Here is a 26,102-nt window from a genome sequence, read left to right as displayed (position 1 = left end):
CATGGTGACGCGGGGTGGAGCAGCCCGGTAGCTCGTCAGGCTCATAACCTGAAGGTCGCAGGTTCAAATCCTGCCCCCGCAACCAATAAAACAAATATCAAAGCCGTCCGAGCAATACTCAGGGCGGCCTTTTCATGAATAATTTCTGCCGCCTATCGCCCAAATTATGCGCCTGCAGCGTCCCTTGCGAACAGGTGTGACCGGCAGAACACTGACCTAGAAAGCATGATGGCGTAACATAATCGCTAATCGACGTGTCCGCCAAAGGCCACATGATCGCCACGATCCGTGCCATGCACAGGGAAGCGGAAATGCGCGAGAACCCAACGTTGCGCGCCGATGTATTCGTCCGGCGCTGGCACAAGATGGGTAAAGACATCCACGGTGGACAGCGGGGCAAGCCTGGTGGCGATTGGTGTAGGCGCTATGGGCATTGGCTTTTATTCTATGGGCCTATTTGCGGCCGTCGTCGGCACCGTGAGCGTGAATGCACAAAGCTACCGACTACTGACCGCAGGTTTTGGACGCGGCGCGGTAGAGTGCTGCGTCTTCAGCGGTGTCATAATCGTCCGGTCTCGATGCCGTCATATGCTGGTCTACCGGGGTCATAGCGGCTCACTGCGGGAGCAGTCCGGTTGAGCGGTAAGTCTCAACGAGCCCATCGAACACCGTGATGTCGGACCGGCTGCGGGCCATCAATTGTGCGCCGGCGATCGCGGCGAAGATCGCACGCGCTCTGGTTTCGGATGCCTCCTGCCCATCGACAATATTTGCCGCAATCAGCACCTGGCTGAGCCACGCCACGTTGACGTCCGTAAACGTCTGCACTTCCTGCATTACCGCTTCGGGCAGATCGTCATGCTCTGCCGACATGAAGCTGCCCAGGCACAGGCGGTTTTCGCTTTCCAGCGAGCGGCGGAAAACCTCCGGGTATCGCCGCAGGGCCGCTTTGGGGTCCTCCTGCTCCTCGCGGCGAATGACATCGAGATTGGCTGCAGCATCCTCCCAATAGCGCTTGGCGACTGCCGCCCCCAGCTCCGCCTTGCTCGCAAAGTGATGGTAGATACTTGCAGGCTTGATCCCGACCCGGTCGGCCAGCTCGCGGAAATTCATGCCGTTGTAACCGTGCGCCTGGGCGATCCGCCGCGCTTCGGTGAGAATCATCTCTTTTGCGTTCACTGCTGCCATCGTCCTGCCTCGCCAAGTTATCCTAACGAACGTTAGGTAGGAGATTTCTCGTGAGCAATGACATCGTTTTTTCCGACGCGACCAAGCTGGCTGATCTGATCCGCACGAAGGCGGTGTCCCCCGTCGAAGTGGTTCAGGCGCATCTGGATCGGATCGAAGCGACAAACCCCGGCATCAACGCGATTGTCACGCTCGCTGATGGGGCGCTGGCTGAAGCCAAAGCCGCAGAAGCCGCAGTGCTTGCGGGCGACGATATCGGCCCACTGCACGGCGTGCCTTTCACCGTGAAGGATTCGATCGATACCGCCGGCGTTCTGACCCAGCGCGGTTCGCCGATCTTCAAGGGCCGCGTCCCCGATGCCGACGCCACCAGCGTGGCGCGTATGAAGCGGGCAGGCGGCATCCTGCTGGGCAAGACCAACCTGCCCGAATTCTCCTACTGGATCGAAAGCGACAATCTGCTCTCCGGTCGCTCTAACAATCCCTGGGACGTGACTCGCACGCCGGGCGGTTCGAGCGGGGGCGAATCGGCCGCGATCGCCGCCGGCATGTCGCCGATCGGGCTGGGCACTGACCTTGCGATCTCGTTACGCGGACCGGCGGCGCAGACCGGCATCACCTCGATGAAGGCGACGCATGGCCGCGTGCCGATGACCGGCATCTGGCCGCGCGCACCGCGCCGCTTCTGGCATGTGGGCCCAATGGCAAGGTCCGTGCGCGACATCGCGCTGGCCTTTTCGCAGCTTGCCGGCGCCGATGGCCACGACGCGTTTGCGAGCCAAACCGTGCCTTTCGACGCGGGCATCTGCGGCCAGCCCCACCGCCCGCTGCGCGTGGGCTGGATGGTCGGCCCCGGCTTCGGGCCGGTCGATCCGGAAGTCGCCGCGACCGTAAAGGCAGCCGCCTACGCCCTTCAGGACATCGGCATCCATGTCGAGCAGGTCGGCATTCCGGCGCTGGAGCGCCACTTTGCGCTGGACGTGTTCAACCGCCTCCACGTCATGGAGATGAAGCCCGCCTTTCGCCAAGCCACCGCTGGTCATGAGGACCAGATGTACAAGATGGCCAGGACCATGCTGTCGTTGCCCGATACCACGATGGCCGATTTCATCGATGCCGAGCAGGCCGCCGAGCGGATTCGTGATGGGTATGCGGCGTATTTCCGTGGGTTCGACGCGCTGATCACGCATGTCCTGCCAATCCCCGCGCACAAGCACGGCGTCGAGCAGTTCGTGATCGACGGGCAGACGGTGGACGCCACGTATCTTCAGGGCGCGACCGTGCCGCTCAACGTCACCGGCCTGCCGGGCGTCTCGATGCGCTTTGGCACCAGCACGCACGGCATGCCGATCAACGTGCAGATCGTGGGCAGCTGGTTTGCCGAATCCACGATCCTGCATGTGGCGTCGCTGCTGGAAAGCGTCAGCCCGGTGCGCGGCCTGCATCCGCAGCTTTGACCAGCCGGCGCACGCGGAAGGTCAACTTTCCGCGTGCGCCGCCTGATCCTATCAAAAGGAACCACGTCATGACGACGCAAATATGGCTTGAGCGGACCGGCGGACCTGCGGTCTTGCAGGCGCGTAACCTCGATCGCACCGCGCCGGGGCCGGGGCCGGGGCCGGGGCCGGGGCAGGTGTGGCTTGAACACGAGGCGATCGGCGTCAACTATCTGGATGTGACCCAGCGCAAGGGCGCGGTGCCGATGCCGCTGCCGGGTGGTCTTGGTCTTGAGGGCGCCGGCACGATCGCCGCGCTGGGCGAAGGCGTGACCGACTTTGTGATCGGCGATCGTGTCGCGTACGCGCTGGGGCCGCTTGGCGCGTATGCGGATGGCCGCGTATATCCGGCTGACCGCCTGCTAAAGTTGCCCGATGATCTGGCGGCGAGGGATGCTGCGGCGATCCTGTTCAAGGGACTGACGGCGCACTATCTCATTACCGCAACCTACCCGGTCACCAAGGGCACGGTGGTGCTGCTGTACGGCGTTGCCGGCGCGGTCGGCCAGATCCTGGCGCGCTGGGCCAGGCATCTTGGCGCCACGGTCATCGGGGTCGTCTCGCGGCCCGAAAGCATTGCGGCGGGAAAAGCGGCAGGCTGCGCGGCGGTGCTGGTGTGGGGGCGTGACGACCTGCCCGAAGGCGTGCGGGCCGCCACCGGCGGGCGCAAGGCGGACGTTGTTTACGATGCCATTGGGCGGGACACGTTCGAAACGTCGCTGAATTGCCTGCGACCGCGCGGCCTGATGGTATCGTTCGGCGCGTCTTCCGGCACCCCGGACCCGGTTGCGGTCGATACGCTCAACAGCAAAGGATCGCTCTACCTGACACGGCCCGGGCTGGCGGCGCATATCGCCGATATCGGCGAATATCGCGCGCGTGCGAAAGCCGTATTCGATGCGGTGGCCGCCGGGGTCATCGTGCCGAACATCTGGCGTACGTATCCGCTGGCCGAAGCGGCGCAGGCGCACGCCGATATCGAAGGTGGCCATTCACGCGGCGCGGTTATGCTGACGCCCCGCGCCGGACGGAGCGACCCGCTGCCAGACTAAGCGCATCGCATGGGCGCTGGCGGATGGGATCGGCGTTCCCGGCCGCCTCAGCGGCGCGCGGGGGCCTTTGCCATCAGGGCGTTGATGATGGCGTCGGTGTCTTTGGGCTCGATCGGGGCGCCATACGCTTCGCGCATCTTGTCTACGGTGGCGGCCCACTGCTTTTTGTTCAGCGGGGGCTGATAGAGGACCATCGAGGCCGAATGGCAGGCAAGGCACGAACGGTCCAGCAGTTCGCCGTCCGGCCCGTCTCCGAAGGTCTGGTTGTCCTCGGGCAGGGTGATGCTGGCCGAGCGGATCGTGGTGAGCGGAGCGGGCACGGGCCTTATGTCCTCCACTGCTGACTTCATGGCCTTGTCCGGCACGGGGCCGCAGGCGGCGAGCAGGGTGAGGCCCAGCGCGGCGAGATAGGGGCGTATGCGCATCAGACCGTCTCGATATGCAAGGTTTCGACGCAGCTGCGCATGTAGCCGCCCGGGTTCCAGTTCGGCTTCATCGGCTGTACAAGTCCGTCCGCATTGGTGCACCGGCTCATCAGCGCATGCGGCCCCTTAGCGCCCAGCTGCATCGCCGCGTCAAAGCGGCGGAAGCTGTAGCGGCCCTCGTCGGGGCCGAGCCGGGCGTCGCGCCAGGTCTGGCCGCCATCGGCTGAGACTTCGACGCGCCGGACGCCGCGATCGCCGCCCATCGCGATGCCGCCCACGGGCAGGTCGGGGCGGTGCGGCAGGCGTGCGCCGTCCGCAACGCTGGTGATCCACGAACGGGGGGGCATCGTAGAGATCGGGGTCTTGGGAAACGTCGTGGTGCCCGGCGGCACGTCAGCGCCCGGCGTGTCGGGGATCTGATAGGCCTTGGCCATCCAGTAGTTGGTGTCCGGCCCGGCCATGAGGGCGATGTGGTTGAGCGCCTTGACCCAGTAGGTGGAATACCAGCCGGGCACGATCAATCGCAGCGGGAAGCCGTTGAGAAGCGGCAGCTGTTCGCCGTTCATCGCGAAGGCGACCATCACTTCGCCGTCCATCGCGTGATTGAGGGCGAGGGACTTTTCGAACGGATCGACATCCGTCAACGGACGATCCAGGCCGCCGAAGCCGACGATTTTCGCGTCGGCACCAATGCCCGCCGCATCCAGCAGGGTCTTGAGCGCCACGCCTTCCCAGCGGGCATTGCCCATCGCGCCGTGCGCCCATTGCGCGCCGGGCACGCGCGGCGTGAACAGGCCGCGGCTGTTGCCCGAACACTGGTTGACCGCTGCATAGGACATGCGCGGCAGCTTCAGCAGGTCGGGCAGGGAGAGTGACACGGGGCGGGTGCCGCCGGTGATCGTCAGGCGGAACGCGGCAGCGTCCACGTCGAGCGGGATGTCGGCCCAGTGCCAGCGCACGTAGAAGCGGTCATTGGGCGTGAACACGCTTTCGTCGAACACGCTCATCGGCGTTTCCAGCAGCGGGGGCCGGTTGCGCAGGACGATCATCTCGCCCTTGCCGGGGAAGTCGGAGGCGAGGGGGCGGCTTTCCGGGCCGCCCGCCATCGCCAGCTTGATGAACCGCCCGCTGCCCTGCGCCAGTGCAGCCGTGCTTGCCGCGATGCCGAGGGCGCCGCCGGCCAGGAGCCGCCGGCGCGCCATCGCTCCGGCCAGAAGAGAGTCAAAGCGGTCCATGCGTGGCTTCCCGTCCTTAGAGCACCAGCGGCGCGTGGTGGATATGCGGCAGAACATGGCGCGCGAACAAGTCCGCTTCCGCCGCATGCGGATAGCCCGAGAGGATGAAGGCATCGATGCCTTCGGCCTGATAGGCACGCAGCTTGGCGAGGACCTGATCGGGATCGCCGACAATCGCCGCGCCGCAGCCCGAGCGGGCCCGGCCTATGCCGGTCCACAAGTTGTCCTCGACGAAGCCGTCGCCGCCGGCGGCAGAGCGCAGCTGGGCCTGGCGCGCTACGCCCACGCTGGCGCTATCCAGCGACTTGCTGCGGATGGCCTCGCCGGCCGCATCGTCCAGCTTGGACAGCAGACGGTCGGCATAGGTGCGGGCCTCGTCCTCGGTCTCGCGCACGATAACGTGGGCACGGTAGCCGAACTTGAGGGTGCGGCCATATCTGGCGGCTCGCGCGGTCATGTCGGCGATGATGGCGCGCACGTTGTCCATCGTATCGGGCCACATCAGGTACACGTCGCAGGCCTTGGCCGCCGCTTCGCGCGCGTCTTCGGACAAGCCGCCGAAGTAGAGCGGCGGACATTTGCCCGAGACGGTGGAGATGCGGGCCGGGGGCAGATCGAGGGTATAGAACTCGCCCTGGTATTGCAGATGTTCGCCGTTCAGCATGATCTTGAGGATCTGCATCACTTCCAGCGTGCGCTGATACCGCGCGCGGCTGTCCAGCTTTTCGCCGGGCAGGTCGGACGAAATGATGTTGACCGTCAGCCGCCCGCCCAAGATGCGGTCAAGCGTAGCAATGCGGCGGGCCAACTGCGGCGGCCAGTCCTCACCCATGCGCAGCGCCCAAAGCAGGCGTATCGTCTCCGTCATCGGAGCGATGGCGCCCGCGAACATGGTGGTGTCGATCCCCAGCGCATACCCGGAGGGAAGCAGGATATTGTCGAACCCGCCTTTTTCCGCCTGCAACACGATATTGCGGCAATGCTCCCAGCTGGACGCCAGCATGGGATCGGGCTGACCGAGAAACTCGTAGTCATCGTCGCACAGCGCCGAAAACCAGCTTACCTCGCAGGTCTTGTCAGAGGTTGCATTCATGGCAGAGGCTCTCCTTTTGCGGCGACCAGTACCGCGTACCACCGCGCCCGGGTCCAGCGGACCTTGAGGGCGTCGGCGCTTTGTGTGATCCGCTCGGCCTTTTGTGATCCGATGATGGGGATGGCGCGGGCCGGGTGCGCCATGATCCAGCTGTAGGCCGCCGCCGTACGCGACACGCCGAATTCCGCGGCAACCGCGTCCAGTTCCGCCGCGACCGCGAGCGCGCGCGCGTCCTTGGGCGCGGCGATGCGCCCGCCGCCCAGCGGGGACCACGCCATGACCGCCATGTCCATCGCGATCGCCTGGTCCAGTTCGCCATTCTCGATCGGCGCCAGCTTGAGCGCGGACAATTCGGGCTGGGTGGAGACGATCGGCAGCGTCATGAACTGCTGCAGCGTGGCGATCTGGGCGGTGGTGAAGTTGGAGACGCCGAAGCTGTGGATCTTGCCCGCCTGGTGTGCCGCGTCGATGGCTTTCGCGATCTCCGCCGGGTGAGTCAGGATGTCAGGGCGATGGATCTGCCACAATTCCACGGTGTCGATGCCGAGGCGGGCGAGCGACGCGTCAATGGCCGAGGTGAGGTATCCCGCGCTGGAATCGTAGGGCACGCCCATCGAAATCCCGCCCTTGGTGGCGATCACCAGCTTTTCGCGAAGGCCCGGTTCGCTGGCCAGCGCGCGGCCCAGCAAGGCTTCCGATGCGCCGAACGCCTCGTTGTTGTCGGGGCCGTAGATGTCGGCGGTGTCGATCAGGTTGATCCCGGCATCGAGCGCGGCGTGCAGCAGGGTGACGACGCCGGGCACATCGTCGCCGCACAGGCGCCAGTTGCCCCAGGCGAGCGGCGATACCATGATCCCGCTCTTGCCCAATGGGCGACGGACTTCGGGGGAAGGCAGATACATCATGGTAATATCCTGTCAGGAAAGGAAATCGGGATTGATCGCGGCAACCGATGCGCGTTCAATCAGGTCGTGGGGAAGCCTGCGGTGCGTCAGGTGGACGCCCTCCAGCAACAGCTGTGTGGCAGCCAGCGCCAGTTCGCGGGTGGGCTGGCGGATGGTGGTGAGCTGGGGCCAGACCATGCGCGCCAGCGTGGTATCGTCGAACCCGGTGACCGAAAGATCGCCCGGCACGTCCAGCCCCATGTCATGCGCGACGGACAGGATGCCGGCTGCCATATCGTCGTTGCTGGCGAAGATCGCGGTGGGCCGGCGGGGCGATTTCAGGAAACGATGGGCCGCGTCCACGCCGCTGTCGAAATCGAACGCACCGGGGGCGACCAGCGCGGGCTCGAAGGCGATCCCGGCCCGGTCCAGCGCGCGGCGATAGCCGAACAGGCGCTCTTCGGAGGCCATGTGATTAGGGTGGCCGCGCACGAAGCCGATCCGGCGGTGGCCCTTGTTGATGAGGTAGGTGGTCATGTCGTCCGCCGCCTGGGCATCGTCCATGAATACCGAAGATGTCATCGCATGGTTGGTGCCTGGTGAAATGCGCACGAAGGGGATGTCCATGCCCTCCAGCGCCTGCAGCACGGCCACGCAGTCGGTCACGGGGGAGGACAGGACGATGCCATCGACATGGGTTTCGGTGACGAGCCCGCGCACCTGGTCGCCCACGGTGGCACCGGTCACGTCCACCGGCTGGGCGAGCAGGCGCATGCCGGCCTGGTTGCAGCCTTCCCAGCAGCCCATCTGAATCTGGTTCATGTAGTACGGGCTGTGATTATCGTAGATCAGCGCGATCTGGCCGGACTTGGTGCCGGCCAGAATGCGCGCGGCCACGCTGGGACGGAATTCCAGCTCGCGCATCGCCTTTTCGACGCGCTCTTTGGTTTCCCCGCTGACATAGCGATGCCCGTTCAGAACGCGGCTGACGGTCTTTACCGAAACGCCTGCCAGCGCGGAGACGTCCTTGATATTGGCGCGTTCGCTCATGCCTGCAGCGATGCAAACAGGGGAGCAAAGGGGCTGGACGGCAGATAGAACACCGGTGGCTGGCCATACGGCGCATCGACCGTGTGGGTGCCCGGCGCGAAGTCCTTGCCCGACCACAAGTGGCGCCAGGGCGCATCGCCCGGCAGGATCACCGTGCGTGCGCTGGCGTCGGCCTCCACGACGGGCGCGACGAGCATGTCCGCGCCGTACAGATACTGGTCCTGCACCGCGAACAGGGCGTCGTCGAAATAGTGCAGGAACAGCGGGCGCTGCACCGGCAGGCCGGTCGCCACCGCCTCGTCGCTGAGATGGCGCACATACGGCGCGAGGCTTGCGTGCACGCGCGACATCGCTGCGAAGCACGCCAGCAGGTCTGGCGTCGAATCGATCTGCAGGTTCTCGTCCGGGCGGTTGCCTTCGTGGCTGCGCATCACCGGCGAGAACGCACCCAGTTCGCACCAGCGCTTGATGAGATCGGCGTTGCGCACATTGCCGTGCAGACTGGTGTAGCCGCCCACGTCGCTGTGCGAATAGGCATTGCCGACCAGCCCGGCCGAAAGCGCGGCGGTGATCACGGTGTTGATCCCGTCATGCCGGGTGAAGTCCACCGACTGGTCGCCCGCCCACAGCAGAGGGCAGAATGCCTGCACGCCTGTAAACCCGGCGCGCATGAAGAACACCGCCTCGCCGGTCTTTCCGCGCGATGCGATGGCGCGGGCGTTCGCCTGCGCCCACAGCACCGGCCAGCGGTTGTGCGCCAGCATCGGGTCGCTGCCATCGTGCAGGCGCAGGTCCACCGGCAGGTATTCGCCGAAGTCCGCCATCCAGCCGGACAGGCCCAGGTTCAGCATCTCGCGTCCGATAACGCGCTCGGCAAACCAGTCCAGGCTGGCGGGGTTGGTGAAGTCCACCACGCCGCAATCGAACTCACCGAAATCGACGACGTAGGGCTCGTCACTGTCCTGCCGCAGGGCCAGGTGCCCGCCCGCCAGCGCTTCCTGGTACTGCGCGCCGTCATTGGCGAGGTAGGGGTTCACATAGCCCATGAACCGCACCCCGCGCTGCGCCAGAGCGGCGATGCGGCCCGGAAGGTCGGGATAGCGTGCGGCGTTCCACGACCAGTCCCAGAACAGGCGCCGCCCGAACGTGGTCTGGCGAATGCCGATCCAGTCCTCGCACCACAGCGCGCTGACCTCGGCGCCCGCCGCGATGATGGCATCGAGCCGGGCAAAGCTGGCGTCGCCGTCCTTGAGGCCGACGATCGCGCCGCCGATCGCCCAGTCGGGCAGGGGCGGCTGGCGACCGAAGCGGGTGGACAGCGCGCCCACCAGCGCCGCGATGTCGTCCGCGGCGAAAAATTCCAGGGCGAAGCGGCCTTCCCACACTTCGATCCCGTGGCGCGCCGCATCGGTGAAATCGAGCACGGAGTAGGCGCTGCTGGCAAGATGGCAGGCGTATAGCCGTGAGGACAGGAAGGTGGGCTGGGGATAGTTCGTCCACCAGTAATCGCCGCCGGCCATGCCCTGTTCGTCCATCAGCCGGGTAAGCTGCGTCGACTTGTCGCGCCCGACGCCCGGTTCGCTGGTCCAGATCGGGAAGCGCCGCCCGGACAGGTCGAGGTAGCTCATCTGCTCGCCGCCGCCCCAGACGTGTTCGTGCGGCTGGGCGACGAGGTCTATCCACACGCGGTCATGCGCAGCGTCCAGCGCGGTGACCTGCAGCGTATCGCCGCTGGCGCGCAAGCGCAGCAACGGGGCGCCATCGGGGGCCGCTGACAACAGCAGATCGTTGCCGTCCGTGCGCAGGCCCGCCAGCGCCAACCGCCCGGTCGGCATATCGCTGATGGCAAAGTTGCCGCGCACCATGCGCACGTCCGGCTGGCCGCTCGCCACCGAAAACGCGGGGCGTTCGGGCGTGCTGCACAGGATTTCCTGCCCGGCCAGATGGCAGGCGAACCCGTTTGCTCGAATGCTGAAGGTCAGCGCCACGATCCTAAACTCCCCAAGCTGTGCTCGTTGTGGCACCCAGGCGCTGCATTCGTCCTGTCTGATATGACACCGCTTGACAGAAATGCCCGACCCGATCAAGAGGACAACCAACCAACAGGACGACCTGAGGTGAAAACTCCGGACAGATCCAGTTTGACGAAGGGGGAGAGTCATGATTTCTGTATATTCCACAGGTACGGCCAAGCGCGCGGTGTTCGCATTTTCTGCGTCCGTGCTGGCGCTGGCGGCGGCTACGCCCGCCACGGCGCAGGTTGCCGAAATTATCGTTACTGCTCAAAAGGTTAAGCAGAACATCCAGGACGTTCCGATCGCCATCAGCGCGGTCACCGGCGATGCCATGGATCGCGCCGGCGCCAAGAGCCTTGAGGACATCACCTCGATCGTCCCGTCGGTCACCTTCCGCAAGGGCACGACCAACGCCAACAGCGCCATCGTGATGCGCGGCGTTGGCACCATCAGTTTCTCGGTCGCAGCCGAGCCCAGTGTGTCCACCGTTGTCGACGGCATCGTGCTGAGCCGCTCGGGCCAGTCGTTCCTCGACCTTGTCGATTTCGACCGTCTCGAAGTGCTGCGCGGCCCGCAGGGCACGCTGTTCGGCAAGAACGCATCGGCGGGCCTGGTCAACATCGTGTCCAAGGGCGGCACCAAGGACTTCGAGGCCGAAGCCAACGTTTCGGGCACTACGGACGACGAATATCGCGCCAAGGTGACCCTTTCCGGCCCCATCGCGCAGGACCTGACCGGGCGCATCACCGGTTTTTACGGCAAGTTCGACGGCAATATCAAGAACATCGCCGTCGACAAGACGGTCAACGGCTACGAGCACTATGGTGCGCGCGCCCTGGTCGATTATGATGGCAACGGCGGCCGCCTGCGCCTGATCGCGGACTATTTCAAGGCCAACGACGATTGCTGCGCCGAAGTGACCGGCGTGTCGCGCGGGTCCGTGCTGGACGCGGAACTGGGCATCGTTCCGCAGGGCGAGGACACCCGCGAGGTCAACCAGAACCTGGAGACCCGCTCGCTCGACCGTCAGTACAGCTTCACCGCCAACGCCGACATCGACACGTTCGCCGATCACACGCTCAGCATCGTCACCGGCTATCGCAACTGGAAGAACACCGAAATCCGCGACGGTGACTTCCTACCCCGCGCGCTTGTCGGCACCCCGCAGCTGCACGATCACGGCACGGTGGAGACCGACCAGGTTTCCGCCGAAGTACGCCTGGCTTCGCCGCAAAATCAGGCACTTACCTATCAGGTCGGCGGCTTCCTGTGGTATTCGAAGAACACGCAGGACTTTACCCGCAGCGACGTGACCTGCGCCACCAGCACCTCGCCGGTCGATCCGGCAACGGGCGGGCGTCCGTGCAACCTGAGCGATACGGTCAATACCCTTTTCCCCACCGCCACATCGCGCAGCGACGTGTCGTTCCGCAACTGGGCGATCTTCGGGCAGAGCACCTATGAATTCACCTCGCGCCTGCGCCTGACGCTGGGTGGGCGCTTCACGCATGACAGCGTGAGCTACGTGCATACCCGCGCGCCGGCGGTGAACGCCACTACCGGCCTTCCGGCCAGCGGTGCCGGCCTGTCGAACCTGGGTGCCGGCGGCACGATCGCTTCGGGCGGCAACGGCACCAACAGCTCGCGCGGCAGCACCAGCGCCGACAACTTTTCGGGCAAGGCGGTGCTGCAGTACAACCTGGCCGACGACGTGATGGTCTACGGCAGCTACACGCGTGGCTACAAGGGGCCGGCGTTCAACGTGTTCTTCAACCACGTGGCGCCCACCAACTCGCAGCCCATCGATCCTGAAAAGTCGAACAGCTTCGAAGCGGGCGTGAAGAGCCAGTTCTTCGACCGCATGGTGCAGATCAACGCCACGGCGTTCCTGGTGGACTACAAGGGCTTCCAGGCGAACAACTTCGTGCTGCTCAACGGTGCGGTGGTCACCAACCTGACCAACGCGGGCAGCGTGCGCTCCAAGGGCTTCGAGGTTGACGCCACGTTCGCGCCCACCGCCGGGCTGACCTTCCGCGCCAATGCCGCCTATGCCGATGCCAAGGTGCGCCGCTTCAACCCCAACCCGCTCACCAACGCACCGGACGCGCGCGATGGCACCCGCCTGCCGCTGGCGCCCAAGTTCAGCTACACCGTGGGTGCCGATTATGACGTCGGCGTCGGCCCGGTGAAGCTGTACCTGTCTAGCGACTGGCACCACGTTTCGAAGCAGTTCTCCGACCTTGGCGAGAGCGGCCCGATCGATCCGTACGGTATCTGGAACGCCAGCATCGGCGTGTCCGATGCCGACGACAAGTACCGCCTGACCTTCATGGTCCGGAACATCCTGGATGACAGCTACGTGCTGCTCAACACCACGGCTGGCCAGCGGCTGATGATCCCGCGCGATGCGGACCGCTATGCCGGCCTGAACTTGCGGGCGCGCTTCAACTGAGGGTGGGCGCAAACACTCTCATCTGAAGGCTCGTAGAGAAGCCCCGGCGGACCTCCTCCCTGCCGGGGCTTCTTTTTGCGCTCTTGACTTTTATAACCGTATAGGTTACGCGCCACATTGTCGATTTCGGTCGACGCAGCGGCGGGGCGGGACGTGTGTAGCTGACACTCCGTGCCTCCCGCGCATGGTCGGCGCCCGGTGTGGACCGGACAAGCCGCAAGCGGATGCGTGGATGAAAACGGGGGTATGCCCCCGGGACCGGCGGCAGGAGAGCGAGCCCGACCCGCCATCCCCGCGCACCACAGGGCCGTGCCGACGAGATTTGAGGTTTGCCCCTCGCCGGCCGTTCGCACTTTACAGGCAAGCTCGACACGCATGCCGCCTGATGCTGGCGGTCCCAGCGCCGGCCATACCCGCCCGCTGCTTTTCCCCTGGCGTTATCCTCGCGTTCGCCGGCGGGCGTGCCCGCGTGTCCTCAATCCTGCGCCGTCGTCAGCTTTGGCTGCATCAGGTGGATGAAGGCCAGCGCCACGAGATAGGCTGATCCGCAGACCACGAAAAGCGGGCCATACCCCAGCCCCGAGTCCAGCGACCAGCCGGCAAATTCGATGATCCCGGTGCCGGTCAGATTGCCGCCGATCGCGCCCAGCGCGATGACCGTGGCGATCCGGCGTGCGGGGATGATCTCGGTCGCCATGCCGAAGATGTTGGTCGAAAAGCCCTGGTGCGCGAACAGACCCATGCCGATGCAGATCGCCGCGATCCACGGGTTGGTGGCGATCAGCGCCAGCGGCATGACCAGCACGATCAGCGCAAAGGCCAGCATCGCGCTCTTGCGGGCGGCGTTCACCGACATGCCGCGCAGCAGCAGGGCGGGGTACAGCGCGCCGCTGCTCACCGCGCCAAGAGCGGCAAGGGTGAAGATAATCGCGATCGGCCAGCCCAGCGCGCCCTGGCTGAGATGGAACTGGCGCGCGAAGAAGTCCGGCGTCCAGAACAGCACGAACCACCAAACCAGATCGGTGAACGCCTTGGCGCCGATCACGGTCCAGGTGCGCCGGTCTGACAGGATCGCGCCCCACTCCACCTTGCCCCGCGTGGTCGCAGTCTGCCCGGCTATCGGCTTGAGCTTTGCGGTGTTGAAATGCCAAGCGGCCAGCCACAGCAGGCCAAGGGCACCGGTGACGACGAACGCGGCGCGCCAGCCGAAGGCGATCGCAAACGGCGGGATCAGCAGGGGGGTGATGATGGCGCCGATGTTAGGCGCGGTGTTGATGATGCCGATGCCGATGGAGCGGCGCTGGATCGGCAGATAGATGGCGGCCGTCTTCATCGCGGCGGGGGTGTTGACCGATTCAGCCGTCGCCAGCACCGCGCGGGCGATCACGAACTGCTGCACGCTGGCGGCCAGCGCATGGGCCATGCCCGCCAGGCTCCACACCGCCACGGCAAACCCGTAGGCGAAGCGCACGCCGAACCGGTCGACGAACCAGCCCACGCCCAGCAGCGATGCCGCCGCGGCCAGCTGGAAGATCGAGCCCAGGTGCGCAAACTGCTGGTCGGTCCAATTGAATTCGGCCTCCAGCATGGGCTTGAGCAGTGCCAGAACCTGCCGATCGACGTAATTCAGCGCGGTCGCCAGGAAGATCAGCCCGATCAGCACGTTCTGCGCCCGAACGGCACCGCGATCTGCCGGCGGTTCTATCGCGCCATCGGCAAGCGATGGCGCGGGCGGGGGCGCGGCGCCCTGCGGTTCGTGTATCGTCATTCGGCTCTCCCATAGCCCGCCGCTTCATTGGCGACAATTCATGGACCCGCGCGCGCAAAGCGCTTGCTCCGCTGTGCGCATGGCCATACAGGTCGATATGACACCGCAGGACAGACAGCAAGCATCTTCATCGCGAAGGATGCAGTCGGGAGACGAGCACAGGTGAGCACAGATCACGCCGGCGACCTTTATGGTGAGATGTTCCTGGCCCATCACAGCGCCGCGTCCGCGCCGCGCCGGCGGCTGGACGCGTGGAAGCTGCTGTGGCCAGGCCTTGCCATCTGCGGCATCGCCAGCATCGCCGCCGCGTGGCTTTCCGAGCATTACGGCGCGCCGATCATCCTGATGGGCCTGCTGATCGGCCTGTCGCTGAACTTCGTCACTAGCGAGGCGCGCACGCATCCGGGCCTCGATTTCGTCTCCAAGGCGTGCCTGCGCTGGGGCATCGTGGTGCTGGGCACGCAAGTGACCATCGCGCAGATCGGTGATCTTGGCCCGGTGCCGTTCCTGGCGCTGCTGACGGTGATGGCCGCTGCAATGGGCACGGCGCTGCTGGTGGCGCGGCTGAATGGCGCCTCCACCGCGATCGGCCTGCTGGCAGGCGGCGCGACCGCGATCTGCGGCGCTTCGGCGGCGCTGGCGCTGTTCGGCGTGCTGGGGCCAAAGCGGGTCAGCCAGGCGCAGTTCGCGCTGACGCTGGTGGTGATCTCGCTGGCCTCGGCGCTGGCGATGTCGTTCTATCCGCCGCTGGCCGGCCTGCTCCATCTTGACGACCGGCAGGCGGGCTTCCTGATCGGCGCTTCGATCCACGATGTCGCGCAGGCGATCGGCGGCGGCTATGCCTATTCCGACGTTGCCGGCAGCTATGCCACTATCGTCAAGCTTTCCCGCGTGGCGCTGTTGGCGCCGGTGGTGGCGATCGTTTCTCTCGTGGTGTCGGATGAGGAGGCGGCCGGGCGGCACTGGATCAGGAAGCTGGCGATGCCCTGGTTCATTACGCTGTTCCTGGCCGTCGTCGTGGTCAATTCGCTGGTCACGGTGCCGCACGTGGTGGCCCATGCCACGCTGACGTTGTCCAAGGCGCTGCTGCTGCTGGCGGTCACGGCCACGGCCATGCGCTCGCGTCTGGACCTGGTGATGCAGATGGGCTGGCGGTCAGCGATGCCGGTCGTTGCCGCAACGCTGGCATCCCTGCTGGTGTCTCTGGCGTTCAGCATGATGATCCTGTGAGAGACCTATGAGCGAAACCCTGTACGATATCGCGATCATCGGCGGCGGCGTGAACGGCTGCGGCATCGCCCGTGACGCTGCCGGGCGCGGCGCCAGCGTGCTGCTGCTGGAGCAGGGCGACCTGGCCGGCGGCACGTCGTCTGCCTCCACCAAGCTGATCCACGGCGGCCTGCGCTACCTGGAGCATTACGAGTTCGCGCTCGTGCGTGAGGCGCTGTCGGAGCGCGAGCGGCTGTGGGCTATCGCCCCGCATATCATCTGGCCGATGCGCTTCGTGCTGCCGCACGTGAAAGGCCTGCGCCCGCGCTGGCTGCTGCGCCTTGGCCTGTTCCTGTACGACCACATCGGCGGTCGCCGCGCGTTGCCCGCCACCGAGTCCATCGACCTGCACCGGCATCCGGCGGGCAAGCCGCTGAAAGCCGGCTTTGGTACGGCCTTCGTCTATTCTGACGGCTGGGTAGACGATGCCCGCCTCGTCGTCCTCAACGCCCGCGACGCGGCGGACCGGGGCGCGACGATCCTGACGCGCACCCCGGTGGATGGGCTGGAACGGATGGGCGCAGAGTGGTCGATCCGCAGCGGCGCGAGTCGTTTTCGCACGAAGGCGGTGGTCAACGCCGCCGGTCCTGCGGTGCTGGATCTGCTGGGCCGCGCCGGGGAGACGACCGCGCGGCGCATGCGGCTGGTGCGCGGCTCACACATCGTGGTGAGGCGCCTGTTCGACCATGACTACGCCTATTTCTTCCAGATCCCGGACGGGCGCATCTTCTTCGCCATCCCCTATCAGGACGACTTCACCCTGATCGGCACGACCGACCGCGACCATGAAGGCGCCTTGAGCGAGGTGAAGGCCAGCGCCGAGGAAATCGCCTACTTGTGCGAGGCGTCCAATGCCTATTTCGCCAAGGCCATCACCCCCGCCGATGTGGTGTGGAGCTATTCCGGCGTGCGCCCGCTGATAGACGACGGTTCGGGCAAGCCCGAGGCGGCGACGCGCGGATACAGCTTCGATCTCGACCTGGACCCGCAGGGCGCCGCGCCGCTGCTTTCGGTGTTCGGCGGCAAGATCACCACCTACCGGCATCTCGCCAAGGATGCGGTGCAGAAACTGGAAGGCCTCGTCCCCGCTCTGACCGGCAAGGACTGGACCGCCGATGCGCCGCTTCCCGGTGGCGATTTCCCGATGCGCGGGATCGAGGATCTGAAGGCCGATCTGGCTCGCAGCTATCCTTTCCTGGCTGCCGCCACGGTGGACCGCATCGCCCGCGCGTATGGCACCCTGGCCCGCACCTGGCTGGGCGAGGCACGCGATCCGGCCATGCTGGGGACGGACTTCGGCCACGGCCTGACGTCTGCGGAAGTGGACTATCTGATGGCGCGCGAATGGGCCACGACCGCGCAAGACGTGCTGTGGCGCCGCACCAAGCTGGGCCTGCGGCTGGACGCTGGGCAGGTGGCGCATCTGGAAGCATACATGAGCGAGGCGCGGTGATGGGCGAACATATCCTGGTCATTGACGAGGGGACCACGTCCACCCGCGCGATCGTCTATGCGCCGGACGGAGCGATCCTGCACGTCGCGCAGGCGGAACTGACGCAGTATTATCCCGAGCCCGGCCACGTCGAGCATGACGCCGTGGAAATCTGGGACAAGACGCTGGCCTGCGCGCGCGCGGTGATCGCCAAAGTGGGCGGCGCGGATCGCATCGCGGCGCTGGGCATCACCAACCAGCGCGAAACCGTGGTGGCGTGGGACCGCAGCACCGGCGCGCCGATCACCCGCGCGATCGTCTGGCAGGATCGGCGCACCGCCGCCCAGTGCGCGCAGTTGCGCCAGGCCGGGCATGAGGCAATGCTGCAGGCCCGGACCGGGCTGGTCATCGACCCGTATTTTTCCGGTACCAAGATGCGCTGGATCCTGGACAACGTGCCCGAAGCGCGCGCGCTGGGGGACCGGCTGGCGCTGGGCACGGTGGAAAGCTGGCTGGTGTGGAACCTGACCGGCGGTCTGCATGTGTCGGATGCCAGCAATGCTAGCCGCACGCAGTTGCTGGCGCTGGACGGGCCGGACTGGGACGAAGACCTGCTCGCCCTGTTCGGCGTGCCCCGCGCGGCGCTGCCACGGGTCGTCGATACCGCCGGGATTGTCGGCCACTGCGATGCCGCGCTGCTGGGTGCGCCGATCCCGATCAGCGGCCTTGCCGGGGATCAGCAGGCCGCAACGATCGGCCAGCACTGCCTTGCCATCGGCGATACCAAGGCGACCTTCGGCACCGGGGCGTTCATCCTGACCAACATGGGGCCCAAGTTGCCACGATCTTCGCACCGCTTGCTGGGCACCGTACTGTGCCAGCAGGACGGGCAACGCATGTATGCGCTGGAAGGCTCGATCTTCGTGGCGGGCAGTCTCATCAAGTGGCTACGTGACGAACTGGGCGTCATCCGCACCGCCGCCGAAAGCGCGGACTTGGCGCGCGCGGTGCCGGACAATGGCGGCGTCCTGTTCGTTCCCGCGCTGGCGGGGCTGGGCGCGCCGCACTGGAAGCCCGATGCGACCGGCGTCCTCACCGGGCTCACCCAGGGCACCAGCCGCGCTCACATCGTGCGCGCCGCGATGGAGTCGCTTGCCCACCAGTGCCACGACCTGCAGGCCGCCTTCGCTGCCGACGGCGCCGCCTGGACGACGCTGCGCATCGACGGAGGCATGAGCGCCAACGACTGGATCGCGCAGGATCTCGCCGACATCCTGGCCCTGACGGTCGAGCGCCCGGCTGACACCGAGACGACCGCACTGGGTGCGGCAATGCTGGCCGGGGTGGGCGTGGGCATTCACGCATCGCTTGAAGGCGCGATGACGATGGGCGGCGCACTCACCCGGTTTACGCCGGGTAGCGGGGCCGGGGCGCGGTCGACACGCATTGCCTTGTGGCAGGATGGGGTGCGCCGGCTTATCGAGGGCATGGGCTAAATTGCGCGCGCATTCGATAGCGCGCCTTATTGGTCGTGGCGGTGGTCCAGGTAGAGATAGCGCGGATCGAACTCGGCGGCATCTCGCAACGCCGCCAGATTGGTGATGGCGACGCGCCCGCCCCGCAGATCGACAATGCCGGACTGGCGCAGTTCCCGCAGCACACGGTTGACGTGAACGTTGGTCAGGCCGACGCATTCGGAGATTTCGGTTTGCGTCAGGCTCAGTTCGTAGCCGGTGTCGTCTGCCAGGCCGACGATCTTGAGGCGCGCCTGCAGTTCGCACAACAGCATCGCCACTCGGGCCCGTCCGGTTCGCCGGCCAAGGGACACTTCCCATTCACGGTGAATGGCAGCATCAAGATTGGTGCTGAACCAGTACAGGCGCGTCAGGTTGGGAAGCTGCTCGGTGATGCGGCGCAGGTTTTCATGCGGCACCCGCGCCACGCGGCACGGGCTCAAGGTCATCACATCGTGATCGAGATATTTCAGGGTGAAGCTGTGCAGGTCCACGAAATCGCCTGACACGTGCAGTTCGGTGACCTGGCGCTGGCCATCCCGCAAGTCCTTATACCGGCACATGATACCTTCAAGCAGGAGCGTGCTGTAGCCTTGCTCGACATAGGCGGGGATGACGACATGCTGCGCCGGATACTCGCGAATCTCCCCGATCGCCGATCGGATCGCCTGCTCCTCTTCGGCAGATACATCGCCCCTTGCGCGCAGCCTGAGAAAGTGCCGTTCAATCTGGATGTCGGTGCCCACCATAAGATGGGGAACGTGAAGGTTCATCGTACCCGCCCGCTATGTCGTTTCACTGGTTTTGGCCGGTGCCTTCCGGCAGATGCTTGGGATCACGCGCGGTGCCCGCCTGTACGTGGTCCTTGCGGCCCAGCGGCATGCGCTTTTCGATTTCAAGATGGGTTGGGTTCGGATTCGCACCAGCGCCGCCGGTAGCCTGCGTATTCTGGCCCGGGTTCAGTTCCTCATCGACATGTTCGTCGGTCGGCGCCGATTTGTCGGTGGGGCGCTGGGTGGGGTCTGTCATCGGGCCTGCTTTCGATCTGTTTAGGAATACCGCGACCAAGCAAACGGCGTGATGAGGGGATCGTTCCCCGTCTTCTGGGGCTCCGAACCGCTGCTGGAACCGCTGATTTACCGATTTGCACCGCTTTTGAATGGCTTGCGCGATATTGCCCATTCAGAGCACTTATTTTTGCGCAAAGTTTTGTCACAAATGTTGGTGGAGCGCGTTTGCCGTGCTCTCTCCAGCAAGGTTTCAAGAAAATATGCCGGGCGCTTCCCCTGCCGACCGACTTCCCGTTCTCGATGCCGCCCGCAGGCTCAAGATGGCCCGTTCCGCCCACGCCTATGTGCGCGGCAGCACCGTAAAGTTCTATGAGTGGCTAGCCCTATCCCCAGCGGCTGCGGATTTTCCGCAAGGGCCGCCGGTGTGGATATGCGGGGACTGCCATCTCGGCAATCTGGGGCCGATCGCGGATGGCGACGGCGAAGTCGACATCCAGATTCGCGACCTGGATCAGGCGGTGATCGGCAACCCGGCGCACGATCTCGTGCGGCTGGGCCTGTCGCTGGCAACGGCGGCGCGCGGCTCGGACCTGCCCGGCGTGGCGACCGCCCGCATGATGGAAGAGATGATGGATGGCTATGCCGCCGCCATGATGGATCCTGAAGATGGCGATCCCGGCTCGGAGCCCAGCGCGGTGCGCAGCGTGCGCCGCAAAGCCTGGGCGCGGCGCTGGCGCCATCTGGCGCGGGAGCGTCTGGGTGATGAAACGCCGACCATTCCGCTTGGCCGCAAGTTCTGGGTAATCGACGAGGACGAACGCGATGCCCTCGGCGCGATGTTTGCCGACCCCGCAGTGATCGACCAGGTGCTGGCATTCGATCGCAACGCGGGCGATCGATCCTTGCGGATGATCGACGCGGCCTACTGGATGAAGGGGTGCAGCTCGCTGGGCCTGCTGCGCTATGCAGTTCTGCTGGAAATCCGCAATGACGCCGACGCGCCCCGTTACGCCTTGATGGACGTGAAGGAAGCGATCGCACCGATCGCCCCCACGACAGACCCTCTGGCGATGCCGGGCGACAATGCGCAGCGCGTGGTGGCCGCCGCGCGGGCGATGTCGCCGCATCTGGGACAAAGGATCGTGCCGGTGCACATGATTGGCCATGCGATGTTCATTCGCGAACTGACCCCGCGCGACTTGAAGCTGGAGGTCGATCAGTTCAGCGAAAAGCAGGCGGCGCGCGCGGCTCGCTACCTGGCGTTCGTCGTCGGCAAGGCGCACGCCCGGCAGATGGATGAAGCCACGCGCGCGGCGTGGCTGCGCCAGCTGGGCGCTGATCGGCATTATACCATCGATGCGCCGTCCTGGCTGTGGGAGAGCATCGTGTGGCTGGCCGGCTGTCATGAGAGCGGCTATCTGGAGCATTGTCGGCGCTATGCGATGGAGGTTTGAATGCCCGCGCCAATCGGTGCTTCGTGTTCAGGCCGCAACGCCATATAGACCATCGGCAGCCATGACAGAGATGCACGCACGACCATGAGCCTGGACGTTCTTCTGGTGGAAGATGACCCGCATCTTCAACGCCAACTTTTTGACCAGTTGACCGGGTTCGGACACACGGTTCAGGCGGCAGGCGATGGCGCGGCGGCGCTGGCGCTGGTGAGCCGGCATGCGTTCGACATCGTGATCCTGGACTGGATGTTGCCCGGCATGGACGGTGTGGAAGCGCTGCGCCAGTTGCGGGCGGACGGCATGGACCTGCCGGTGCTGATGCTCACCGCGCTCAGCCATACTTTCGACAAAGTACAGGGCCTTGAAACCGGCGCTGACGATTACGTGGTCAAACCGGTCGATCCGCTGGAACTGAACGCACGGCTGCAGGCCCTGATGCGTGCCCGCAAGGCAGGCGGAAAGCCAGCGAACACCATTGCCGCCGGCGACATCGTGGTAAGCCCCACGCGGGTGATGGCGTGGCGCGATGGCCAGCCCTTGTCGCTGTCGCCCACCGAATTCAAACTGCTGCTGGAATTGGCGCGCGAAGCAGGCGCGGTTCTGACGCGGGCCATGCTGATCGAGCGGGTATGGGGTGCGGACTTTGTGACGACGACCAACATCGTCGATGCGCATATCCGCCAGTTGCGGCTGAAGTTGGTCCAGTATGGTGACGATCCGATCAGTACGGTTCGCGGAATAGGATATGTGCTGCGGGCATGAAGCTGCTGCCGCGATCCCTGCATGGCCTGACGGTCACCTTCCTGGTGCTGTTTTTGGCCGTGACGACGATCGCGGGGTTCGGCACCTTCCACGCCGCGCGCACGGCCATCAACCAGCTCGTGGATCGCCGCATCGCGCTGGAAAGTTACGAGATCGCGCCGAAGGACGCCGCCGTCAGCCGCGAAGACCTGCGCCGTCGCATTCAGGAACTGACGGGACGCCGCGATACCGCTGACCTAGGCATTCTGCTGACGGACGGGCAGGGGCGTGCGATTGCCGGCAACACCCGCCTCTCGCGCGCGATACCGGTCGGATTCTCGTCGCTCGACAAGGCCGACAGCATCGAGGGGTTGAGCGCGGGGCGCGTGTTCATGCGTCCGATTTCCCGCGGCATGAGGCTTGCGGTATTCGCGGAAACCGAGCCTTTCGACGATTACGTTTCGGCCCGCCGGTTGATTTACATCGCCGGCTTCGGTGCGATCATCCTTGTCGTTCTTGCCGGACTGCTCACGTTTCGCAGCTTGGTGGGCAGGAGAATTGCGCAGGTGCGGCAAACCGCCGAATCCATCATCGAAGGCGATTTGTCCCGCCGCGTGCCGGTGTCCGGCGATGGTGGAGAGTTTGACCAGCAAGCCGCAGCCTTCAACCGCATGCTGGATCGCATCGGCGTGCTGGTTGGCGAAGTGCGCAATGTTTCCAACGATATCGCGCACGAGATGCGCACGCCCCTGGCGCGGCTGCGCAATGCGCTGGCCGTGCTGGAGCTTGATGCCGAGGCCGAGCCTGTTCACGCCCGGCTGCAGGTGGCGCGCGAGCAGGCAGATGAACTGCTGGCGATGTTTTCCGCCATGCTGCGCATTGCCGAGATCGACAGTGGCTCGCGCCGGTCGGGCTTCGCGCCGCTCGATGTGTCCGAACTGGTGGCAGAAGTGGTGGAGATGGTGCAGCCGCTGGCGGACGAGCGCTGGCAGTCCATCGCGCTTGCGCGCGCCGATGCTCCGCTGCATGGCGACAGGCAACTCCTGCTCCAGCTGGTGGCAAACCTGACCGAGAATGCAGTTCGCCACACGCCGGAAGGAACCGCGATCCGCATCGCCGTGGCCCGTGATGACCATGCGGTGAAACTCACCATCACCGACGATGGCCCGGGCATCCCGGCAGACCAGCGAGCGGTGGTGATGCGGCGGTTCGGCAGGGCCGGCCGCTCCGGCGAAACCGCAGGGCATGGACTGGGTCTGCCGTTGGCGGATGCCATCGCCCGGCTGCATCATGGTAGCCTGAGGCTTGAAAACGCCGAGCCGGGCTTGCGGATCGTCGTGACCCTGCCGGCCTGACCGCGAACGCAAGATCGGCGCGGCGCACGAGGCACCACGCCGATCTGGTATTCACGCAGTGTCGTGTTTCCAAACGCTTAGAACGCGATGGAGGCGTCCAGGCCGAAGGTGCGCGGCGCGTTGAAGTTGCCGTAGTCACCCAGCACGTTGTTGATGCTGCCGGTGGTCACGCTGGTGGTCGGCGCGCCGGGCAGGCTGTTGGAGGGATCGCGGCGGAACACGTACTGTTCGTTGAACAGGTTGCGTCCCCACACGCCCAGTGTCAGCTTGCGGTTCCCAACGCCGATGTCCGCCAGCGAGATGCGCCCGTTGAAGATCAGCGAGGCATCGGCCTTGGTGCCGTACTGGTCGAAGGTCTGCGTGGCCTGCGCGTAGTTGCCGTCGAAGTGCAGCTTGAGCGTGGTGTCGCCGCCGCCGACCGGGACTGCGTAGTCGATGGAGCCGCTGGCCGCGTTGCGCGGGGTGAACACGATGTAGAACTGCTGGTCGACCGTGGTGGACACGCCGCCGGCAGTGTACGTGATCGGCACCAGCGGGATCTTGGTGTACGTGTAAGCGTAGGAGGCGTTCAGCGTCAGGCCTTCCACGGGGTTCAAGGTCAGGTCCGCCTCGACACCGCGGATCTTGGTGATCCCCGCCGCATTGATCGTCACCAGGTTATTGTAGCTGGAGCCGTTGAAGGGCTGGATCGAACTGATGTCGACCTGGCTGTTCTTGCGGTCCATGATGTAGCCCGCAAGATTGAAGCGGGCGCGATGGTCCCAGAAATCGCTCTTCAAACCTACTTCGTAGGACTTCACGTCCTCGGGGTCGAAGGCCTGATAATTCTGGGTGCGCGAACTGGCACCGCCCGCCCGGTAGCCGGTGGCGTATTTGGCATAGACATGCAGGTCGTCCGTCACGTCGTACGCCAGCGTCGCCATCGGGTTGAAGCGGTTCCACTTCTTGTCGAGCGGCGTGTAGCCGGCAGCGGCGGCGGCAGCGGTATTCACGTCATAATTGACGTTGCGCGAATAGTGCAGGACGCCCTTCTTTTCGTCGTGGGTGTAACGTCCGCCGACAGTCAGGTGAAGCTGCTCGGTCGCGTTGTAGGTCAGCTGACCATAGGCGGCGTAGCTCTTAGACCACACTTCCGAAGCGCGATCGATCGAGCGGCAGCCAACCGTAGAGCCGAAGCCGCTGGAACCGGTGCAGGCGTCAAGGATGGTGTAGACCGCTTGCCCGGCGCTGTTGAGGTACACGCCGTTGGAGTTTGGCGTTGCCGCATCGTCGCTTACGTGTTCGTTGAAGTAATAGAGGCCGGCGACATAGTCGATCTTGCCCACGGTGCCGACGGCCTGGAATTCCTGGCTGAACTGGCGCTGGCGCAGATCGGCTAGGCTGTAACGGCTGAAGCCGCAGGGTTTGGCCTGGGTGCAGGCCGCAGTCAGGTTGACGACCGGCACGCGGTGCGCGCCGCCGCTGTTGTCCCACTGGGTCGCGTCCACACCGCGCCATGCGGTGATCGAGCGCAGTTCGATCTCGGGCGAGACGGTCCACTTGAGCGAGTTGGTGAAGCCGTGGGTCTTGTCGACGCTGGGCTGCTGCGGCACGCCGATGTCGGCCACCTTCATGCGGGTGTCGCCATTGACGACGACGCCCGGCAGCAGCGGCTTCACGGTGCCGGAAAGGCTGGTGTACTTGGTGCCGGGCAGGGTGCAGGCGGCGCTGGCGGCCTGGGTGCCGGCAACGCAGCCGTTGGGGTTGTAGTTGAGCAGCTGGCTGTAGAACGGTGTGTTCGCATCACGGGCGACATCGTACGAGAAATCGTCGGTGATGTTGCTGGTCGGCTGCCAGCGCACGGCGGCGCGGAAGCCCTTGCGATGGTATTGGTTCCATCCGGCCTGATCCGGCAGCGGGTTCTTGGTGGTGGCGTCCTGATGCTGGATGATGCCGTCCAGCTTGATCGAGAAGCCGGCGATCTTGGGCAGGTTCAGGTGGATGCCGCCGTTGTAGGCGCCGTAATTGCCAACGCCGCCGTCAACCCGTCCGCCCCATTCGCCGGTAGGCGCCTTGCTCACGATGCTGAGCGCGCCGCCTTCGGTGTTACGGCCGAACAGGGTGCCTTGCGGACCCTTCAACACTTCGACGCGCTCCACGTCGAACAGCGCAGCGTTAAGGCCGTGCTGGCGGCCAAGGTATACGCCGTCGACATAGATCCCCACGCCCTGCTCGCGGGCGGGCTGGTTGGCGTCGAGCGGCACGATGCCGCGGATGCCGATGGTCAGCGCGCTTTGCCGCGCCTCGAACGTGGCGATGCGCAGCGACGGGACGCTGCCGTCGGCCAGATCGTACAGGCTCTGGACGTGGCGGTCCTTGAGCGCGGCGGTGCTCAGAACCGCTATTGCGATCGGCGTATCCTGAAGATTGGTTTCGCGCTTGGTCGCGGTGACGACGATATCGCCAAGGCCCTGTTCGTCGGCGGGAGCCGCGGCGTCCGCCGCGGGCGCATCCGCTGCCGGTGCGTCAGCGTAGGCCTGGGTCGCAGCGCCCATGCTCGCGAGCATCGAGCCGGCGAGCAGCGTCGCCCGGCCAATCTTGATCATCATGATGAAATTCCACCCTTTTTTCGGCAGGTTGCATCTGCCTCGCAGCGGCTAATATGGCGGGATCACGACAGTTATATTGAG

Annotated in this window: 20 protein-coding genes and 1 tRNA gene; 10 read left to right on the top strand and 11 right to left on the bottom strand. The window is 65.4% G+C overall.

Annotated features, from left to right (window positions below; all coding sequences use genetic code 11):
- Positions 1 to 8 precede the first annotated feature (8 nt).
- A tRNA-Met gene (locus tag ASE49_RS04670) sits at positions 9 to 85 on the top strand.
- A gap of 530 nt (positions 86 to 615) precedes the next feature.
- Here the strand turns inward: ASE49_RS04670 and ASE49_RS04665 are convergent.
- Positions 616 to 1,188, bottom strand: coding sequence for a TetR/AcrR family transcriptional regulator (locus ASE49_RS04665; protein WP_056768953.1), 573 nt, complete (start codon positions 1,186 to 1,188; stop codon positions 616 to 618).
- 50 nt (positions 1,189 to 1,238) lie between these two features.
- On the opposite strand from ASE49_RS04665, the gene ASE49_RS04660 reads away from it, so the two are divergent.
- Positions 1,239 to 2,645, top strand: coding sequence for an amidase (locus tag ASE49_RS04660; protein ID WP_056768952.1), 1,407 nt, complete (start codon positions 1,239 to 1,241; stop codon positions 2,643 to 2,645).
- Positions 2,646 to 2,713: 68 nt separating this feature from the next.
- Entirely contained in the window at positions 2,714 to 3,736 is a 1,023-nt protein-coding gene (locus tag ASE49_RS04655) for a quinone oxidoreductase family protein (RefSeq protein ID WP_056768971.1), read from the top strand.
- A 47-nt stretch (positions 3,737 to 3,783) separates the two neighbouring features.
- Here ASE49_RS04655 and ASE49_RS04650 read toward each other — a convergent pair whose 3' ends face one another.
- Genes ASE49_RS04650 through ASE49_RS04625 form a run of 6 tightly spaced genes read right to left on the bottom strand, consistent with a single transcriptional unit; the run spans position 3,784 to position 10,411 of the window.
- Positions 3,784 to 4,161: a hypothetical protein gene (locus ASE49_RS04650; protein ID WP_056768951.1), complete on the bottom strand. Its 378-nt coding sequence runs from the start codon at positions 4,159 to 4,161 to the stop codon at positions 3,784 to 3,786.
- The gene (locus tag ASE49_RS04645; protein ID WP_056768950.1) at positions 4,161 to 5,396 is read right to left on the bottom strand and encodes a molybdopterin-dependent oxidoreductase; all 1,236 of its coding nucleotides are present in this window, start codon (positions 5,394 to 5,396) and stop codon (positions 4,161 to 4,163) included. Before ASE49_RS04645 ends, ASE49_RS04650 begins: the two co-directional genes overlap by 1 nt.
- 16 nt (positions 5,397 to 5,412) lie before the next feature.
- Positions 5,413 to 6,489, bottom strand: a complete 1,077-nt coding sequence (locus tag ASE49_RS04640) for an LLM class flavin-dependent oxidoreductase (protein WP_056768949.1) — start codon at positions 6,487 to 6,489, stop codon at positions 5,413 to 5,415.
- Positions 6,486 to 7,394, bottom strand: a complete 909-nt coding sequence (locus ASE49_RS04635; RefSeq protein WP_056768948.1) for an aldo/keto reductase — start codon at positions 7,392 to 7,394, stop codon at positions 6,486 to 6,488. The genes ASE49_RS04640 and ASE49_RS04635 overlap by 4 nt, the downstream gene beginning before the upstream one ends.
- A 12-nt stretch (positions 7,395 to 7,406) precedes the next feature.
- Positions 7,407 to 8,423 carry a LacI family DNA-binding transcriptional regulator gene (locus ASE49_RS04630; protein WP_056768947.1) on the bottom strand — a complete coding sequence of 339 codons (1,017 nt, stop codon included), beginning with the start codon at positions 8,421 to 8,423 and terminating at the stop codon, positions 7,407 to 7,409.
- A complete protein-coding gene (locus ASE49_RS04625) occupies positions 8,420 to 10,411 on the bottom strand; it encodes an alpha-glucosidase (protein ID WP_082456302.1) in 1,992 nt (663 codons plus the stop codon). The genes ASE49_RS04630 and ASE49_RS04625 overlap by 4 nt, the downstream gene beginning before the upstream one ends.
- Positions 10,412 to 10,583: 172 nt before the next feature.
- Here ASE49_RS04625 and ASE49_RS04620 point away from each other — a divergent pair, with 172 nt between their 5' ends.
- Positions 10,584 to 12,890, top strand: coding sequence for a TonB-dependent receptor (locus tag ASE49_RS04620; RefSeq protein WP_056768946.1), 2,307 nt, complete (start codon positions 10,584 to 10,586; stop codon positions 12,888 to 12,890).
- A gap of 475 nt (positions 12,891 to 13,365) precedes the next feature.
- Here ASE49_RS04620 and ASE49_RS04615 read toward each other — a convergent pair whose 3' ends face one another.
- Entirely contained in the window at positions 13,366 to 14,658 is a 1,293-nt protein-coding gene (locus tag ASE49_RS04615; RefSeq protein WP_082456301.1) for an MFS transporter, read from the bottom strand.
- A gap of 162 nt (positions 14,659 to 14,820) precedes the next feature.
- On the opposite strand from ASE49_RS04615, the gene ASE49_RS04610 reads away from it, so the two are divergent.
- The 3 genes from ASE49_RS04610 to ASE49_RS04600 are packed head-to-tail and all read left to right on the top strand — an operon-like array spanning position 14,821 to position 18,855.
- Positions 14,821 to 15,888: a YeiH family protein gene (locus ASE49_RS04610; protein ID WP_056768945.1), complete on the top strand. Its 1,068-nt coding sequence runs from the start codon at positions 14,821 to 14,823 to the stop codon at positions 15,886 to 15,888.
- Positions 15,889 to 15,895: 7 nt separating this feature from the next.
- Positions 15,896 to 17,380 (top strand): glycerol-3-phosphate dehydrogenase, encoded by a 1,485-nt coding sequence (locus ASE49_RS04605; RefSeq protein ID WP_056768944.1) that lies wholly within the window; start codon positions 15,896 to 15,898, stop codon positions 17,378 to 17,380.
- Entirely contained in the window at positions 17,377 to 18,855 is a 1,479-nt protein-coding gene (locus tag ASE49_RS04600) for a glycerol kinase (RefSeq protein ID WP_156370107.1), read from the top strand. Before ASE49_RS04605 ends, ASE49_RS04600 begins: the two co-directional genes overlap by 4 nt.
- 26 nt (positions 18,856 to 18,881) lie before the next feature.
- Here the strand turns inward: ASE49_RS04600 and ASE49_RS04595 are convergent, their stop codons facing one another.
- Positions 18,882 to 19,646: a Crp/Fnr family transcriptional regulator gene (locus ASE49_RS04595; RefSeq protein WP_056768942.1), complete on the bottom strand. Its 765-nt coding sequence runs from the start codon at positions 19,644 to 19,646 to the stop codon at positions 18,882 to 18,884.
- Positions 19,647 to 19,668: 22 nt separating this feature from the next.
- Complete coding sequence (locus ASE49_RS04590) at positions 19,669 to 19,902, bottom strand: hypothetical protein (RefSeq protein ID WP_056768941.1); 234 nt, start codon at positions 19,900 to 19,902, stop codon at positions 19,669 to 19,671.
- A gap of 241 nt (positions 19,903 to 20,143) precedes the next feature.
- Between ASE49_RS04590 and ASE49_RS04585 the strand changes: the two genes are divergently transcribed.
- The 3 genes from ASE49_RS04585 to ASE49_RS04575 all read left to right on the top strand — a co-directional run bounded on the left by ASE49_RS04585 (position 20,144) and on the right by ASE49_RS04575 (position 23,433).
- Entirely contained in the window at positions 20,144 to 21,337 is a 1,194-nt protein-coding gene (locus ASE49_RS04585) for a DUF2252 family protein (protein ID WP_056768940.1), read from the top strand.
- A gap of 84 nt (positions 21,338 to 21,421) precedes the next feature.
- Positions 21,422 to 22,099, top strand: coding sequence for a response regulator transcription factor (locus tag ASE49_RS04580; protein WP_200921965.1), 678 nt, complete (start codon positions 21,422 to 21,424; stop codon positions 22,097 to 22,099).
- Positions 22,096 to 23,433: a HAMP domain-containing sensor histidine kinase gene (locus tag ASE49_RS04575; RefSeq protein ID WP_056768939.1), complete on the top strand. Its 1,338-nt coding sequence runs from the start codon at positions 22,096 to 22,098 to the stop codon at positions 23,431 to 23,433. The genes ASE49_RS04580 and ASE49_RS04575 overlap by 4 nt, the downstream gene beginning before the upstream one ends.
- Before the next feature lie 77 nt (positions 23,434 to 23,510).
- On the opposite strand, the gene ASE49_RS04570 is transcribed toward ASE49_RS04575, so the two are convergent.
- Complete coding sequence (locus ASE49_RS04570; RefSeq protein ID WP_200921964.1) at positions 23,511 to 26,021, bottom strand: TonB-dependent receptor; 2,511 nt, start codon at positions 26,019 to 26,021, stop codon at positions 23,511 to 23,513.
- Positions 26,022 to 26,102 lie beyond the last annotated feature (81 nt).

Origin of the sequence: Novosphingobium sp. Leaf2 (assembly GCF_001421325.1) — a bacterium.
Lineage (GTDB): Bacteria > Pseudomonadota > Alphaproteobacteria > Sphingomonadales > Sphingomonadaceae > Novosphingobium.
The sequence above is the reverse complement of the archived record's forward strand: the minus strand, read 5'-3'. Positions and strand labels throughout refer to the sequence as shown.